Source organism: Desulfovibrio sp. SGI.230 (genome assembly GCF_050313065.1).
In the GTDB taxonomy this organism is placed as follows: domain Bacteria; phylum Desulfobacterota; class Desulfovibrionia; order Desulfovibrionales; family Desulfovibrionaceae; genus Desulfovibrio.
On record NZ_JBNPKS010000007.1, the window covers coordinates 1 to 16,691 of the forward strand.

Annotated in this window: 13 protein-coding genes; 4 read left to right on the forward strand and 9 right to left on the reverse strand. The window is 62.5% G+C overall.

Annotated features, from left to right (window positions below):
* Window positions 1-356 precede the first annotated feature (356 nt).
* The 6 genes from ACQRAG_RS07290 to ACQRAG_RS07315 all read right to left on the reverse strand — a co-directional run bounded on the left by ACQRAG_RS07290 (window position 357) and on the right by ACQRAG_RS07315 (window position 6,902).
* Window positions 357-758, reverse strand: coding sequence for a (deoxy)nucleoside triphosphate pyrophosphohydrolase (locus ACQRAG_RS07290; RefSeq protein ID WP_427803789.1), 402 nt, complete (start codon window positions 756-758; stop codon window positions 357-359).
* Complete coding sequence (locus ACQRAG_RS07295; RefSeq protein ID WP_427803788.1) at window positions 755-2,761, reverse strand: ABC-F family ATP-binding cassette domain-containing protein; 2,007 nt, start codon at window positions 2,759-2,761, stop codon at window positions 755-757. Before ACQRAG_RS07295 ends, ACQRAG_RS07290 begins: the two co-directional genes overlap by 4 nt.
* Window positions 2,758-3,810 (reverse strand): NAD-dependent epimerase/dehydratase family protein, encoded by a 1,053-nt coding sequence (locus ACQRAG_RS07300; protein ID WP_418473833.1) that lies wholly within the window; start codon window positions 3,808-3,810, stop codon window positions 2,758-2,760. The genes ACQRAG_RS07295 and ACQRAG_RS07300 overlap by 4 nt, the downstream gene beginning before the upstream one ends.
* On the reverse strand, window positions 3,807-4,940 hold the full coding sequence (locus ACQRAG_RS07305; protein ID WP_289616840.1) for a hypothetical protein: 1,134 nt from the start codon (window positions 4,938-4,940) through the stop codon (window positions 3,807-3,809). Before ACQRAG_RS07305 ends, ACQRAG_RS07300 begins: the two co-directional genes overlap by 4 nt.
* A 197-nt stretch (window positions 4,941-5,137) precedes the next feature.
* On the reverse strand, window positions 5,138-6,064 hold the full coding sequence (locus ACQRAG_RS07310; protein ID WP_168934816.1) for a dihydroorotate dehydrogenase: 927 nt from the start codon (window positions 6,062-6,064) through the stop codon (window positions 5,138-5,140).
* Window positions 6,065-6,092: 28 nt separating this feature from the next.
* Window positions 6,093-6,902 carry a dihydroorotate dehydrogenase gene (locus ACQRAG_RS07315; RefSeq protein ID WP_006007298.1) on the reverse strand — a complete coding sequence of 270 codons (810 nt, stop codon included), beginning with the start codon at window positions 6,900-6,902 and terminating at the stop codon, window positions 6,093-6,095.
* Between the two features lie 472 nt (window positions 6,903-7,374).
* Here ACQRAG_RS07315 and ACQRAG_RS07320 point away from each other — a divergent pair, with 472 nt between their 5' ends.
* The 3 genes from ACQRAG_RS07320 (at window position 7,375) to ACQRAG_RS07330 (ending at window position 10,598) form a co-directional block, all read left to right on the forward strand.
* A complete protein-coding gene (locus ACQRAG_RS07320; RefSeq protein WP_418237606.1) occupies window positions 7,375-8,421 on the forward strand; it encodes an aspartate-semialdehyde dehydrogenase in 1,047 nt (348 codons plus the stop codon).
* A gap of 259 nt (window positions 8,422-8,680) precedes the next feature.
* Entirely contained in the window at window positions 8,681-9,631 is a 951-nt protein-coding gene (locus tag ACQRAG_RS07325) for an aminotransferase class IV (RefSeq protein ID WP_427803787.1), read from the forward strand.
* 46 nt (window positions 9,632-9,677) lie between these two features.
* Window positions 9,678-10,598, forward strand: coding sequence for a LysR family transcriptional regulator (locus ACQRAG_RS07330; RefSeq protein WP_427803786.1), 921 nt, complete (start codon window positions 9,678-9,680; stop codon window positions 10,596-10,598).
* A 41-nt stretch (window positions 10,599-10,639) separates the two neighbouring features.
* On the opposite strand, the gene ACQRAG_RS07335 is transcribed toward ACQRAG_RS07330, so the two are convergent.
* The 3 genes from ACQRAG_RS07335 to ACQRAG_RS07345 are packed head-to-tail and all read right to left on the reverse strand — an operon-like array spanning window position 10,640 to window position 15,346.
* A complete protein-coding gene (locus tag ACQRAG_RS07335) occupies window positions 10,640-11,452 on the reverse strand; it encodes an SDR family NAD(P)-dependent oxidoreductase (RefSeq protein WP_304025960.1) in 813 nt (270 codons plus the stop codon).
* 22 nt (window positions 11,453-11,474) lie between these two features.
* Window positions 11,475-13,934, reverse strand: a complete 2,460-nt coding sequence (locus ACQRAG_RS07340) for a pyruvate formate lyase family protein (RefSeq protein WP_427803785.1) — start codon at window positions 13,932-13,934, stop codon at window positions 11,475-11,477.
* Window positions 13,935-13,948: 14 nt separating this feature from the next.
* On the reverse strand, window positions 13,949-15,346 hold the full coding sequence (locus ACQRAG_RS07345) for an SLC13 family permease (protein WP_304025964.1): 1,398 nt from the start codon (window positions 15,344-15,346) through the stop codon (window positions 13,949-13,951).
* Window positions 15,347-15,678: 332 nt separating this feature from the next.
* Here ACQRAG_RS07345 and ACQRAG_RS07350 point away from each other — a divergent pair, with 332 nt between their 5' ends.
* On the forward strand, window positions 15,679-16,587 hold the full coding sequence (locus ACQRAG_RS07350; RefSeq protein WP_168934765.1) for an ATP-binding protein: 909 nt from the start codon (window positions 15,679-15,681) through the stop codon (window positions 16,585-16,587).
* The last annotated feature ends 104 nt before the right edge of the window (window positions 16,588-16,691 follow it).

A 16,691-nucleotide genomic window follows, 5' to 3' on the forward strand; every position in this document is an offset into this window, starting at 1 on the left:
TCAGGCCGGTATGGCAGGTCCCCGTCTGGCGGACACAGGGCATGGCATCGTGCGCTGCCGTCGGGCGAGGCTTTGGGGACAAGGTGGCATCTTAGCCGCCGTCCGGCCCGGACGCAATGGCCGGGTTTGCGGAAGGAAATACGGCAGGGATGCCGGGGCCGCTCTTCCTGCCGGAAGGTCCATGAACTTCCCCCTAAAAAACAAGAAAGCCTGTGTCCCCGGAGGGACACAGGCCGTGAAAGCGCGTTTGGGGAAGGATGGGGGGAGTTTGAGGGGGGAAGGGAACCGCCTTTGTGCGCTAGCCAAAGGGGTTCCCTTCCCCCCTCAACAAAATCACTCTTGCAGAGCCTGACGCGCTACCGCGGCGCGCGGTCGGGCAGGCTGGCCACCAGATCGGCGTCGGCGGGCAGGAAGGGCAGGTCACGGGCCTGGGCGGGCGTGACCCAGCGCAGCTCCTGACGTTCCTGGGCGCAGGGCGTGCCGTCGAAAGCGGTGACGTGGAAGAAGTGCAGCTGCACGTGCAGGTCGCGCTCGGCGTAGTCGTGCTCCACGATCTGCCAGAGCCGGCAGGCGCGCACGCTGATGCCCAGCTCCTCACGCAGCTCGCGGCAAAGGGCCTGCTCGGCGGTCTCGCCGGGTTCGAGCTTGCCGCCGGGGAACTCCCAGTAACCGGCCATGGGCTTGCCTTGCGGGCGCAGGGCGGCCAGCAGGTGGTCGTCCTGCCAGATGATGCCGCCGGCCACGACGATGGAGGTCATGCCAGATCCCCCATGCTGTCGATGTCGGCGCGCTTGGCTTCGATGGCGGCGATCTGTTCTTCCAGGGCGGCCATGTCTTCCATAAGGCGTTCGGTCAGGTCGCGCAGCTCGTTGAAGCGCTTGAGCAGCTCGGTGGAGCGGGCGCCGTCGGCGTAGACGGCCGGATCGGCCAGCTGGGTCTCCACGTCGGACTGTTCGTTCATGGCCTTTTCCAGCTCGCCTTCCAGCGCGGCGTATTTCTGCTGCAGGGGCTTGAGCTCCTTGTGCAGGGCGTTGCGGCGCTCGGCCTGCTCGCGCTTGAGGCGCTTCTGCTCCTCGCGGGAGAGGTTGGCGCGGGGCGCGTTGTCGGGCTTCTCGGCCTTGTTGGAGGCGTTGAGGCTGGGGCTGACGCTGCCGCTTTCCAGCGCGGCACGGCGGGCCGTGTCGTAGCTGGCGAAGTCGGGGTAGACGGTGATGCCTTTCTCGTCCAGGGCCCAGGCCTCGGCGCCCACCTGCGAGAGCAGCCAGCGGTCGTGGGCCACCATGAGCAGAGTGCCGTCGAACTTCTGCAGGGCCGTGCCCAGGGCCTCGCGGCTTTCGAGGTCCAGATGGTTGGTGGGTTCGTCCAGCAGCAGGAAGTTGCAGCGCTTGAGGAACAGGCTGGCCAGCACCAGGCGGCTCTTTTCACCGCCGGAGAGCTTGCTCACCTGCCGGTCGAAGTATTCCTGCCCCAGCAGGAAGAGGCCCAGCACGCTCATGAGCTCTTCTTCGGTGGTGCGGGGGTCGGACAGACGCCGGATCTCGCCCAGCACGGTGGTGTCCGGGCGCAGGGTGTCCATCTGGTGCTGGGTGTAGTAGCCCAGGCGCATCTGGGGCGCGGTGACCACGTTGCCGCCGCAGCGTTCCAGGGTCCCGGCCAGCAGCTTGAGCAGGGTGGACTTGCCGCAGCCGTTGTGGCCCACCAGCGCCACGCGCTGGCCGTTGTACAGGGTGAAGGTCAGCGGCGGCCACATCTGCTTGCCGTCCGGGAAGTGGAAGGCCAGATCGGCGGCGGCAAGGGCCACCTTTTCCATGTGCGGGGCTTCGGGCCAGGTGAAGTTCAGTTCCTTGCGCTTGGGCTCGGGACGGTAATCTTCCAGCTCTTTTTCCAGCTTTTTGGCCATCTTCTGGCGCGAACCGGCCTGACGGGCCTTGGTGGCCTTGGCGCGGAAGCGTTCCACAAAGGCCATCTTGCGGGCCAGTTCGTCCTGCAGGGCCTTGGCCTCGCGTTCGCGCTGGGCGTTGTATTCTTCCTGAAGGGAGAGGAACTGGGTGTAGGTGGCCTTGCGGAAGACCGGGCGGGACAGGCCCAGATAGAGCACGTGCGTGCCCACGCGGTCCATGAACACGCGGTCGTGGGCCACGAAGACCAGAGCGCCCTTGAAGTCCATGAGGAAGGACTCCAGCCATTCCACGGCTTCCATGTCCAGATGGTTGGTGGGTTCGTCCAGCAGCAGCACGTCGGCCCCGGCGGTGAGCACGCGGGCCAGCTTGGCGCGTTCGCGCCAGCCGCCGGAGAGCTCGCGCAGGGTGCGCAGCCACTTGCTTTCGGCAAAGCCCAGACCGGAGAGCACGGCCTTGGCGCGGTGCTCGGGATTGTAGCCGTGGGTGGCTTCCAGCTCGGCCTGGCGGTGCATGAGCTGGGTCAGGCGCGCCTCGTCCTTCTGCTGGGCGGCCTCTTCCCATTTGGCCCAGAACTCGTTCCAGTCATGGAGCACGTCCAGCACATAGGTCAGCAGGGGCGTGTCCAGGGCCTCTTCGGAAAGCTCCTGTTCCACGAAGCCCAGGCGGCAGCCCCTGGGCAGGATGACACGGCCGCCGTCGGCGGGTTCCACACCGGCCAGCAGGCGGAGGAGGGTGGATTTACCGGTCCCGTTGGGGCCGCAGACGCACAGACGCACGCCGGAATCCACTTCCAGCGAGAAATTGTTGAAGATGTCCCGTCCGCCAAAGGACTTGGACAGTTCCTGGATGGTTATTTTCACAGCAGGCCCTCGCGCCTGTAGCCTTCCACGGCTTCTTGCATGCCCTGGTCGAGCGTGAGGGCGGGGGCATAGCCGAGTTCCTCGCGCAGGCGCGACGCGTCGCAGGTCCAGCCGGACTGGCGGGCTTCGCGGTATTTGTCCAGATTCCAGTTGGGGGCGCGGCCCTTGCGTCCCAGCGCGGCCAGCAGGCTGCCGCCCAGGGTGGACAGCAGCGCGGTCAGGCCCAGGAAGCAGAGGGGCAGGCGCAGGATGCAGGCCTTTTTGCCCATGGCCCGGGCCATGGCGCGGTAAAAGTCGGCCATGGCGTAGCAGCCGCCGTCATTGACGTGATAGACGCCGTGCGCTTCGGGGCGGCAGCAGCAGACGATGGCGCGGCCCACGTCGCGACCATGCACGGCCGAGACCGGGAAGCGGCGGAACATGCCGGGCGTGACGGCCACGCCGTAGCGCAGGCCCTGGAACACGGGCAGCAGGCCGCGGTCGCCGGAGCCGTAGATGATGGGCGGCCGCAGGGTGACCATGCGCTCGCCCAGGGCACGGCCCAGGATCTGTTCCACCATGAGCTTGGACCAGCCGTAGGCGGACACGGGCGCGCCGGGGGCGTCGTCGCCCCTGCCGGCGGGCGTGTCGCAGGGGCCGCTGGCGGCCAGACTGGAGACCAGCACCATGCGCTGCGGGGCCTGGCCCTGCGCGTCGAGGCGCTGCCAGGCCGTGGCCAGGGCGCGGGCGGCCTCGCTGTTGGCGCGCAGATAGTCCTGCCAGCCCAGACCGAAGAGCAGGGCGGCCATGTGGATGCAGATGTCCTGGCCGCGCAGGGCTTCTTCCAGCCCGGCGCCGCTGCGCAGGTCGGCGCGGACAACCTCCACCCCGGCGGGCAGATGGTCGCGGCGGGACGTGGCGCGGGTGATGCAGGTGACGCGGGCCCCGGCAGCCACCAGCTGGGGCAGCAGGTGACGGCCCACGAAGCCGGTGCCGCCGGTGACGACGACCTTTTTGCCGTCCAGCCAGGGAGCGGGCATGCCCAGGGGAGTATCGGCGCTATGGCTCATGACACGATCTCCTTGCGGTACAGGCGGTAACGTTTTGTGATCCGCCCGGAAAAGTCTTCGATGAGGTCATTGACGGCCATGTTGTCCTCCAGAACCCACGAGCCTTCCACCTGGCAGAACTCGGGATGGCGGCGGGCCTGTTCCAGCATGTAGTCCAGCAGGAGCAGGGGCAGGCCCAGCAGGCGGAACTCTTCGCGGATGCCGAAGAGGATCATGCGGTACTTGCCGCGCATCTCGCCGCGCGCCTGCCAGTAATGCCACAGGGCGCTCAGGCCCAGCTTGCCGTTGAGGCGCTTGAGCAGGGGATTGAAGTCCGGCAGGGCCACCATGCCCGCGGCGGGCTCGCCGTCATGGAAGAAGAGGACGAAGAAATCGGGGTTGAGCAGGCCCTTGAGCTCCTTCACCAGCACGTCGGCCTCGCCGTCGGAAAGGGGCGCGAAGCCCCAGTTGCCGGCCCACGAGATGCGGTAGAGGTCCAGCATGATGCGGATGTCCTCGGTGAGGGTGGCCTTGGAGGAGACGCGGCAGGTGAAGCGCTCCTGCTCCTTGAGGTGACGGATCTCGTCCTTGAGCCAGTCCTCCACCCGCAGCTTGTCGCGCTCGATGAGGTAGGCGAACAGGTCCTGCTCCTTGCGCATGTGCCAGGATTCCAGCAGGGCGGGATAGTAGGGCGGGTTCCAGGGCATCATGAGCGCGGGGGCCTCGTCGAAGCCGTCCACCAGCATGGCGCAGGTGTAGTTGGTGGACGGATTGAGGGGCCCGCGCATGAAGGCCATGCCCTGGCGGCGCAGCCAGTCATGGGCGGCCTGCAGCAGGGCGTGGGCGGCCTCGCGGTCATCTTGGCATTCGAAGAAGCCGAAGGCCCCGCAGCGTTCGCCGGCATAGGCGTTGTATTTTTCGTCCACGATGGCCGCGATGCGGCCCACGGGGCGGCCGTCGCGCAGGGCCAGGAACAGTTCGCGCCGGGCGGTTTTCCAGAAGGGATGCTCGCCGGGCGAGAGCAGCTCGCGGTCCTGCTTTTTCAGGTTGGGCACCCAGAGGGAATCCGGCGTGTAGATGCTCCAGGGCAGTTCGACGAAGCGGTCCAGGTCTTCCGCAGTGTTGACGGGGATGATGCTCAGTTCTGCCACGCGGGCCTCCATGGAGCAGACTTGCAGGGGCTGCCGTACCCTGTTGCGGTTGGATCTTCGGGGCTGGCCGGGCCGTCCCGGCAGGCGTCGGGGCGCGGGAGCAAGGCCGGGACGGGGCGCAGTGCCCCGGACAAAAAACACCGCGCGGGAGAGCGCCTTACGGTACCCTCCCGCACGGGAAAAGGAGCGGACGTGCGTTAGGCCGTCTTCAGGGAGCCGCGCAGCTCGTCCAGGCTGGTCACACCCAGCTGGCGGCAGACGGCGGGCAGTTCCTTGACGATCTCGAAGGCGCGGTCGGGGCTGATGAAGTTGGCCGTGCCGATCTGGACGGCATGGGCACCCACCAGGATGAACTCCAGTACGTCTTCGGCGGAGCAGATGCCGCCCAGGCCGATGACGGGGATGTCCACGGCCTTGCAGACCTGCCACACGCAGCGCAGGGCCACGGGCTTGATGGCCGGGCCGGACAGGCCGCCGATGACATTGGCCAGGCGGGGCTTGCGCCGGGCCACGTCTACGGCCATGCCCGAAAGGGTGTTGATGCACGAGATCATGTCCGCACCGGCGTCCTGCACGCTGCGGGCCATGAGGGCGATGTCCGTGACATTGGGCGAAAGCTTGATGATGAGCGGCTTGTTGGGGGCCGCGTCACGGGCGGCGCGGGTGACGGCCGCGGCCAGCTTGGGGTCCTGCCCGAAGAGGATGCCGCCGCTCTTGACGTTGGGGCAGGAGACGTTCACTTCCAGCGCGGCCACGCCTTCCTCTTCATTGAGGCGGGCGGCCAGCTCGCCGAATTCGGCGGGGGAGGTGGCGTAAAGGTTGGCGATGACGGGCAGATGCTGCCAGGGCAGGCGGGGGAGCTTTTCCTTGCAGAAGGCTTCCACGCCGTCGTTCTGCAGGCCCACGGCATTGAGCATGCCGGCCGTGGTCTCCACGATGCGCGGGCAGGGGTTGCCGTCGCGGGGCAGCAGGGACAGGCCCTTGACGATGATGCCGCCCAGGCTGGTCAGGTCGCCGTAGGGGGCGAATTCCATGCCGTAACCGAAGGTGCCGGAAGCCGTGAGCACCGGGTTCTTGAGGTGCAGGCTCTGCGTGGGCCCCTTGAGGGTGACGGAAAGATCCATAGAGTGCTGGTTCATGCTGTCCCCCGGCCTAGAGCTCGATCTGGTTGGCCCAGAACACGGGGCCGTGGTTGCAGGTCTGGACAAGGCCGTTGCGCTTGTCGGCCACGGGCCATTCCTCGGTGGTGCGGGTCACGCAGCCAAGGCAGGCGCCCACGCCGCAGGCCATGCGGTTTTCCAGCGAGAGCTGCACGCGGGCGTTGAGCTCACGGGCGAAGCCGTGCACGGTCTTGAGGAAAGGCAGGGGGCCGCAGGCCAGGATCAGGCCTTTCTGCTCGGCGTATTCGCGCATGCGTTCCTGGATGGTGAAGATGAAGTTGTCCAGGTCGCCGGGCACGGTCTCGCGCAGGCTGTCCAGGGGCACATGCTCGTTGATGCTGTCCACGGGGTAGCAGCTCAGCGGCTCGCGATGGCCAAAGAGCATGGTCACGTTCCACGGCTTGGGGTGCTCGCTCACATAGCCCACGAAGGGCACGATGCCCATGCCGCCGGCCAGCAGCAGGGTGGGGGTGTCGGGCTCCATGGCGAAGCCGTTGCCCAGGGGCCCCCAGACGCGCACGGTGTCGCCGGCCTTGAGTTCGGCCATGCGACGGGTGCCGCGCCCCACGACCTGGAAGAAGCAGATCAGGTGGCGGGAAGTCATGTGGCAGATGCCGAAGGGACGGGCCCAGGGCATCTCGAGACCGAACGACGTGGGCCGCACCATCACGAACTGGCCGGGACGCCACGACGGCCAGTCGGGGCGGGTGAGGCGCAGGGCGAAGAAGCGGCTTTCCTGGCCGGTCTGGCCGAAGGGGACCAGATCCAGCACCGTAAGTAGGCAGGAGCTAGGTTGTGTCATCGCGCAAGTATAGGAGCTTGTGCCGGAGCGGTCAACATTCCGGGCCCGTCAGAAGCGGCCGGAAGGCGTTTTTTTCTGCCTGCGCCGCAAGCCGGGAAAAGCGCAGGCAAAAAGGCTCGGTCATGCCCCGGGGAGAGCCTGCGTCAGGGGGGCGGACGGCGGGCGTCCGGGCTGCGGGATGCTTTGCATATCCGTCCCGGCGGCGGTGTGGGAAGGGTGCGGAAAATCGTTTCGATTTCAGCGTGTTGCGACGCACCATGCCGCACGGTCGGCAAAAAGGGCGCTGCACTGCCGGAGCACTGCAGGATAACTGTGTAATTTTTCACACGAAAATTGTCAGTACAGACGCGCCGTCACATCTTCCCTTTTGCCATGATGCCCGCTATAGTCAGGTTTCTTTTGGGGCCGGGCCGGAATGATGCTGCTGCAGACCCCGTATAGCCTTTGATTTGCCCTGCATGGAGAATTGAGCATGAGCAAGAAGTTGACTGTTGCCGTTGTGGGCGCCACGGGCGCCGTGGGCCGTGAAATGCTGAAAACCCTGCACGATCGCCAGTTCCCGGCCACGGAAGTGCGTGCTTTCGCCTCGGCCCGTTCCGCCGGGACCAAGGTGCCTTTCGGCGATGACGAGCTGGTGGTGCAGGAACTGAAGGAAGATGTCTTCGAAGGTATCGACATCGCCATCTTCTCCGCCGGCGGCAGCACTTCCGAAAAATTCGCTCCCCATGCCGCCCATGCCGGCTGTGTGGTGGTGGACAACTCCTCCCAGTGGCGCATGGACGACCGCTGCCCCCTGGTCGTCCCCGAAGTGAACCCCGAACACCTGGAAGGCCATCAGGGCATCATCGCCAACCCCAACTGCTCCACCATCCAGATGCTGGTGGCCCTCAAGCCCATCCATGACGCCGTGGGCATCAAGCGCATCGTGGTCTCCACCTATCAGGCCGTGTCCGGTACCGGCCAGAAGGGCCTGGAAGAACTGGAACGCCAGACCCGCGACCTGTTCAACATGCGCGAGCCCGAAAACAAGGTCTATCCTTACCGCATCGCCTTCAACGTGCTGCCGCACATCGACGTCTTCCTGGAGAACGACTACACCAAGGAAGAAATGAAGATGGTCAACGAGACCGTGAAGATCTTCAACGATCCCACGGTCAAGGTGACCGCCACCTGCGTGCGCGTGCCCGTGTTCTACTGCCATGCCGAGTCCGTGAACATCGAGACCCGCAAGAAGATGACCGCCAAGGAATGCCGCATCCTGCTCTCGCAGGCCCCCGGCGTGCGCGTCTTCGACAACCCGCGCGAAAAGATGTACCCCATGCCCGCCTACTGCGTGGGCGACGACGAGACCTATGTGGGCCGCATCCGCGAGGACGAGACCATCGAGAACGGCCTGAACCTCTGGATCGTGGCCGACAACGTGCGCAAGGGCGCGGCCCTCAATGCCGTGCAGATCGCCGAGGAACTGCTCAAGCGCGATCTGGTGCGCGTGCCCGACAAGAACGTTTTCATGTCCTAGTCCGCAGCGACAGGATACGGACAGCAGAGGGGGAGGGGCCCGTTCCCGCCGTGGCGGGGCAGGTCCTTCCCCCTGCTTTTTGCCCTGCGGCGCGCAGGCGCGGGCGTGATCCCCGGCAGCGGGGCAAGGTATTCCCCGCCGCTGCCGTTCGTGCTAGAAAAAGACGTTTCACCGGCGACAGCCGCCGGCAGGGGCCCTGCCCCCGATCAGCAACCACAACAGGCCGCTCCCGCGCGGGAGGGCCTTTCGCGGGGATGCCATGAAGATTCTGGATGCCGATGCCTGGATGGCGGCCCTGATGGCCGCGGCCCGGCCCGGGGCCGACAAGATCCTGGCCTTTTACGATGCGCGTGTGGACGCCGTCTGCCGTGACGCGCGCTGTCTGCTCCTGCCCCTGGACGACCACATGTGCCACCGGGGCGATGCCCTGTTCGAGAGCCTGTGCTACCGCGAGGGCCGCATCTTTGCCCTTGAGGAACACCTGGCCCGCCTGCGCGACGGCAGCCGCGCCCTTTCCCTTCTGCCGCCCTGTTCGTGGGACGAACTGCGTGCCCGCATCCTGGACGTGGCCCGCGCTTCGGGCACCGATCATGGCGACATCCGCGTGCTGGTGGGCCGCGGGCCCGGCGGTTTCGGCGTCTCGCCCGAGGAGTGCCCGCAGTCCAGCCTCTACATCGTGGCCCTGCGCAAGGCCCTGCCCACGGAAGCCTTTTACGAGAAGGGCCTCACGGCCTTTGCCAGCGCCATCCCGCCCAAGCAGGAATATCTGGCCCGCATCAAGAGCACCAACTATCTGCCCAACGTCTTTATGGCCGCCGAGGCCCGGCAGCGGGGCATGGACGTGGCCGTGACCTTTGACGAGGACGGCCATCTGGGCGAGGCTGCCATCGCCAATGTGGGCATCGTGGATGCCGAAGGCCGCCTGTGCTGTCCCGAAGGGCGCCGCATCCTGCCCGGCACCTCCATGCTGGCCGCCCGCAAGATCGCGCCGCAGCGCCTGCCCGTGGTGGAACGCCCCATCCGCCGCGAAGAGATCTTCACGGCCCGCGAGATGCTGCTCTTTACCAGCGCCAGCCTGTGCGTGGGCATCAGCCACTTCGAGGGCCGTCCCATTGGCCAGGGCCCTGACGCCGGCCGTCCCGGCCCCGTGGCCCGCTGGCTGCGTGACGCCCTGCTGGAACACATGCTGGCTACCGGCACGCCGTTCTAGGGGGCACCGGAGGGCCGCCGATCTTTAGGAGGGACACAGAAAGCTTATGCGCTTGGAGCAGCTTGAATTTTTTTTGGCAATAGTGCGTTTCGGGTCCTTCAGCATGGGAGCGGAAAACCTGCATGTCAGCCAGCCTGCGTTGAGCAAAGCGATCAAACTGCTTGAAGGAGAGCTGGGGGTGCGTCTTTTTTCCCGCGTTGCGGGAGGCGCAGCCCTTACTCCAGAGGGACGGGAACTGCTCCCCTTGATCCAGGATGTCATGGGGAGTGTGGCGACCCTGCACAAAAAAGCAGGCCTCCTGAGTGCCCGGCAGTGCGGCCCCCAGCAGGAAGGACGGATCATCGTCTATTCCGGCCCGACGATCATGGACACTTTTTTGTATGCAGGGCTCAAAAAGTTTACGACACTTTATCCAAAGACAGACATCTGTCTTGAATTGACAGGGAAAGAAGAACTGCTTTCCATGAATTTGTCGACATGTGAGGGCGTTATCATTTATGTGAATACGAATAATGAAATGGATGGCATGATAGCTGCTTCTGGAATGAACTGTGATATTCTTTTCAGTGATAAACGGTCTGTAGTTGTGGGTAAAAGATCTCCTCTGGCAACGAATAAAATAGTGAATATAGAGGATGTTCTTGATTATCAGCAAATATTCCCCTACAATAAATTTGGACAGACAGAGCATTATATGAAGACGGTTGGCCGTACAAAGCCAATAGATGTTCTTATGTATACCAATAATGTAAGTACGATAAAGGATGAGCTTTCAAGGAATAAAAACGCAGTTCATATAGCAAATAATATACTGGCAAAAAAGAATTTTTCTGGAGATAATGAATATATCGTTATTCCAATAAAAAATGTAAAAAGTAAATTTTTTGCTCTTTATAACAAAAATTGCAGGAATGCTGAGCAAATCAGCAGGCTCGTTTCCGTCATCAAAGACATGATGCGGCAATAAGATATATGGCAGGCTGCCGTAAGGCGACCTGCCATATATCTTTAGAACATACCACCGTTCACATTTATATTCTGCCCGACGATATAGCTGCATTCCTCCGAAGCCAGGAAGCTGATGACAGCTACCTGTTCTTCGACGGTAGACATGCGGTTGAGGGCGATCCCCATCACCATGCGGGCTGCCGTATCCTGGTTTTTGGCGGCGAAACCGCTCATATATTGTGTGGCTACGGATCCGGGTGAGACACTGTTGACCACGACACCCGCCGGCGCCACTTCGGCGGCCAGGCTGCGCGAAAATGCCACGACGCCGCCCTTGCCGGCGCTGTAGTTGGGACTGTGCGGACTGCGGTTGCTGACACCTGCTGAGGAAGCGACATTGACGATGCGTCCGTAGCCCTTGTCTTCCATGATGTTCAGGGCTTCCCGACAGCAGTAGAACACGCTGTTCAGGTTGGTCCGGATACTGGCCTCCCATTCCTCGTCCGACATGTTGCGCGTGATCCCCAGAGATTCCTTGGGGCCGGGATTGGTCCACATGGCAAGGTAGCGATCCCTGTCGGCGGGCACGCGTCTGGGCATCCCGGCATTATTGACGAGGATGTCCAGCGTCCCGAAGGTCTCCAGGACCTGGCGGAACATGGCCTTGACCTGGGAGCTGTCCGCCACGTCGCACTGCACGCCCAGCACATGCCGGCTGATCTGGCGGAACCGGGCCTGGGCCTGGGCGATCTTGTCCGGATCCCGGCCGCAGAAAGCGACCTTGCCTCCCTCGCGCAGAAAGCATTCCACGATGCCTGCGCCGATACCCGTACTTCCTCCTGTCACAAGGGCGACTCTGTTCTCAAATCGCATGGTACCTCCCCTGAAGGATGGCTTATGAAAATTCTGTGCGTTCGATGATCTCGTTTTGCAGCATGGGGGTCAGCTCCGTGAAATAGGCGCTGTAGCCGGCAACACGGACGATGATGTCCCTGTAGCTGTCGGGATCGTCCCGTGCGGCGATGAGGGTCTTTTGGTTGATGACATTGAACTGGACATGCCACAGCCGCAGGTCACACCAGCTGCGGATGAAGGCGATCAGTCTTTCCGTGCCTTCCTCTCCCTTGACCAGGGCCGGCGTGAGCTTGATGTTGAGCAGCCAGGCGGCCCTTTCACTGTAGCCTTCATTCTTGGCAGCCTTGTTGGACAGCAGGACCGCCGTAGGACCGTTGTTCCCCTGGCCGTGGGCGGGACTCGTCCCTTCGGAAAGGTAGACGCCTGCCTTGCGGCCGTCGGGAGTGGCGCCGATGACGGCGCCTGAGGGCACATGGCTGGTGATGGGCACCAGCCGGCTGGAAAAGGACTCGCCATGCAGCCCCTTGTGCTGGTGGAGGTAGGCGCAGATGATCTCGTCCAGTTCCTTGCCGACGGCGTCGGCATAGGCATCATTACGTCCGAATTTGGGCGCGCTGCGGAGTGCCTCCCGGAGGGCCTCGTGCCCTTGGAAATCATCGTCGAGGGCTTGCAGCAACTCCTTCATGGTGATGGCCCTGCTGTCGAACACCAGCTTTTTGATGGCGGTGACGGAGTCCACCAGCGTGGCGAATCCGACCTGATCGACGAAGATCTCGCGGAAGCTGTCAGGGACGTATTGGTGGATGTCACAGGCTGCCTCGCGGCAGGGACGGACGAGCAAAGAGCAGAAGGGGGCCGCCAGGTAGCGGGGCTTCACCTGGTCGGCGATCATCTGCTGGATGAGCGTGTGGCGCAGGGCGTGTTCATACTGGGTACGCAGGGCGGCAAAGAATTCCTGAAAGCTGTGAAAAGCCAGCGGGTCTCCGGTGGACGGGCCGACACGCCGGTCTCCCAGTTTCCTGAGCCGCCCATCCCGCAGGGTCATCTCGACCAGGGCCGCAAGGTTGATCCTGCCGCAGCCGTTGACATAGGTCTCTCCCTCTACCCGGGCTTCGACGCAGCCGGCACAGGCATAGTCGAGGGCCTGCTGCCTGCTGGCCCCCTTGGCCATATACAAGGGGATGATCTCTTCATCGTTGAACAGCTTGGGGAACCCCTGGCCTTCCTTGATAAGGTCGGCGCAGGCCGCAAGGAGGTCGTGAGGCGTTCCCGCGTGGATGCGTACCGCAAGGTCGGGATAGGTGGAGGGCATGGCATGGCGGGTCTCGAGGATCAGCCAGGTCAGGTCGTTGGTGCCGTCCTTGCCGTCTTTGCCCAGGCCGCCGATGGTGACGGCTTCGAAATGCGCATAGGCTTCATAGACCTTGCCGGATGTGGCATCGGTCTTCACGTTGGGGCAGCAGGCAAAATTGAGCCAGTAACATTCCAGAAGTTCCCGTGCCTGGTCCCTGTCCAGACGGCCGGCCTCCAGGTCGCGCTTGTAATAGGGGTGCAGGTTCTGGTCCATGCGGCCGCTGCTGAGGGAGGTGCCGCAATCCTGCTCGAGACGGGCGAACATGATGACGAACCATTGCAGCTGCAGGGCCTGCCAGAACGTTTCCGGGGGATCATGGCGCAGGTGCAGGCAATTGGCGGCAATGGTCGCCAGCTCGGTCCTGCGGACAGGATCGCTCTCCTGCTGCGCCAGCCGCTCGCATTCCCTGCCGTAACGTTCCATGATGGTCTGCAAGGCCTGTATCACGACAAGCATGCTGTCCCAGAAGAGACCTCGGGTCACCAGCTGGGCCGGATCTGCGGAGCAAAGGTCGCGTTTTTCCCGGGCCTCGCGGTAAAAGCTGTCCAGTCCGCGTCGCAGGATGGTCGCATAGTCATGACTGTAGTTGAGACTGGAGCGGGCCGTTGTCGTCGTCGCAAGGATGAATTGCTGCCTGGTATAATTTGTCTCGTCTTCTCCATAGATGAAGCGGCGTGTCTCGTGCGGCAGGGCCGTTACGAAGGCCTTGGCGTAGTTCCTTTCCTTCCAGAAAGGATAGATCTCTTCCATGATGATCTTGTAGTCATCCGGGGGCACGCTGAAGGGGCTGGCCTTGCGCAGATGGGCATCTTTAAGGTCGGGCAGGGCCGAAGCTTCCAGCTCAGGATAGAGGATGCTGCGGCGTCCGTCCTGTCCGGTCATCCTGCCTACGATGAGGTCATCCGGGCCGATGACCACCGGGATGTTCTGCGCCACATGCAGCAAGGCCAGGGCCCAGCGCAAGGGCAGGAACATGCCCTCGGTCTGCCGGAAGGACTGCGTAAAAAGCAGCCCTCTGTGGATGTCCATGACGACAGGCTGAGACCTGAGGCGTTCATGGATGCGCCAGGTCCGCGGGCGGTGCCGGCGGGGGATCGTCCCTTCGGCGTGCCATGCTTCCTGGGCCGAATAACAGCAGGTATCCATAACGGGCTCCTGGTTTACATGAGACCGATAAGCATCCAGTAAGGAATGCAGATGAACATGAGTCCAAGGAAGCACAGCACGGTACGGATGACGTTCATCTTGATGAATTCCTTCATGGTCATCATGCCGAACGAGTAGACCACCAGATAGGCAACGTATTCATACGGGAAGACCAGTGCCTCGATGCCGTGCAGGATGGTATAGACGAAAACGCGGGGATCGGTGCCTATGCCGGCCGCGATCTCGCAGAGCGGGACGGTGAGGGTCGACATGATGGCCAGGGGCGTCATGACGAAATTCAGCAGGAAGGTGAGCAGATAGATGAATCCCAGCTGGGAAAATGTCTCCATGGAGTTGAAAACGGGCAGGGAAAGTCCGGCAATGAGCTTGCCGATATTCAGCGATGTGGCCACGGTGCCGATGCTGATGCAGGAGGCCATAAAGAAGATCATGCTGTAATTGACCTTCTTTATGCTGCCCTTGGCTGTGCTGACATTGATGCCGGGCATGAAGAAAAGCCAGGGGAAGAACAGGAAGCCCCAGTAGGTCGCCATACCGTGCAGAGGAGACGTGAGCAGATAGGCGAGCAGGAGGAAGAGGACGACGATGGCCTTCTTTTCCTTGACGGTGATGGGGCCCAGCTCCTGCAGCCGGGCCAGTGCGTACTCGCTGCCGCCGCTGAGCTCGTCACTGGGCTTGTACATCTTGATGAAAAGCAGGAGCAGGATGATGCAGAACAGGGCTACGGGCCATTGATGCAGGAGGGCATCCACCATGGTGATGTCGAAGCCGGGCACGACGATGCGCGCCTGTGACGAGATCATGGCGAACGCTGCCGGATTGTAGATGAAGGTGCGCACCGCCAAAGTGCCGAGGATGACCGACATCATCAGGGCAGAGCTCGTCTTGCCCTTCTCCAGATTCAGGGCGTTGCAAATGCCGAAGATGAGCGTCCCCATGATGACATACGCGAAGCCGAAGGTGATGAAGCTCAGGATCACACCGGCGATGAAACTGCCTATCATGAGTCCCTTGAAACTGCCTCCGACACGGTAGATGCAGTAATAGGCGATCCTGCGCAGCAGTCCCACTTCTTCAAGGGCATTGGCGAAAACAAAGGCGCCGAACACCATGAAGACCGTCGTATTGGTAAAGCCGGAAAATGCTGTGTTGAAATTTGCCACACCAAAAAAGGCCCAGCATGCCGGCATAAGTATGGCTGGTATGATATTGTCAAAAAATTCAAATGCGATAACAAGTAAAAAGAATATAGTGATAACAGAAAACTTCTTTACCGTATCGGTATATAGTTCATTTGAAGGTATTATCAGCAAAATTAAAGGAATAAGTATGGTTATGATCCACTTTATCAGTGATACCCTGTTCACACTTGCACCGTGATTTGTTGACATGATATCCTCCTGAACTATGAAGCATATGACATGTATACAATAAATATACGTTTATGATTTGTTCGAAATCAAATGGTAATTATTCATAATGGGCAAGAGCATTATAACTTGCCGTTATAATGTTCACCGGTATCTTTTTTGAGATACTCGCGTCAGCTGGTGTGCTTCTTTGGAGAGCAGAGGAGGGAGAACAAGGGGCTTTTGCTCTTGTCTGGACGCCGGGCGGGATGTTTTTTATACAGGAAAGGCCCCGTGCGGGCTTTTTTCCTGTTTTTGCCATGACATGCCGCCGGAGCACGCCGGGGCATCCACTCTTTCCAAGGAAGACGCCATTGAAATGCAAGATCTGCAAGGCGACGGCCGTGGTGGCCCTGCGCAGCCACAACGCCGCCTTCTGCCCCGACTGTTACCTCAAGTTCTTTGCCCGTCAGGTGGAAAAGGGCATCGAAGGCCAAAAGCTCTTCACCCGTGACGAACGCATCCTGGTGGCCCTTTCGGGCGGCAAGGATTCGCTGGCCCTGATGCTGGAGCTTTCCCGGCAGGGCTATGACGTCACCGGCCTGCATATCGACCTGGGCATCCCGGAATCCTCGCCCGTGGCCCGCGGCGTGGTGGAGCGCTTTTGCGCCAAGCACGGCCTGAAGCTCATGGTCAAGGAACTGGCCGCCGAGGGCCTGGCCATCCCGCTGGTCAAGGAGCGCCTCAACCGTCCCGTCTGCTCGGCCTGCGGCAAGATCAAACGGCATTTCTTCAACAAGGTGGCCCTGGACGAAGGTTTCGACGCCCTGGCCACGGGCCACAACCTGGATGACGAGGTGGCGCGCCTGTTCAGCAATACCCTGCGCTGGGACACGGCCTATCTTTCGGACCAGGGCCCGCGCCTGGACGGCGAAGACGGCTTTGCCCGCAAGGTCAAGCCCCTGTGGCGCCTGACGGAGTTCGAGACCGCCAACTACGCCTTCCTCATGGGCATCGAGCACCACTATGCCCCCTGCCCCTACAGCCCCGGCGCCAGCTTCAGCACGCTCAAGGCCCTGTTGCAGCGTCTGGAAGCGGCCATGCCCGGCCGCAAACTGGACTTCTATCAGGGCTTCCTGGCCCGCGCCCGGCCGGTGTTCGCCCGGCGCGAGGCCGAAGAGGGCGTGGAACTGGCGCCCTGCACCAGCTGCGGCTATCCCACCTCGTCCGGCGACATGTGCGGCGTGTGCCGCATCCGTGAAGCCCTCAAGGACAGCAAATAGCCTTGGCTGCTCCAGAAAGATCATGGCGGGGAGGGGCGGCGCCCCTCCCTGTCTTTGCCTTCTTCCCCGCCCGGAGACCGCTGCGCTCGCACAGGGCCGGGGAT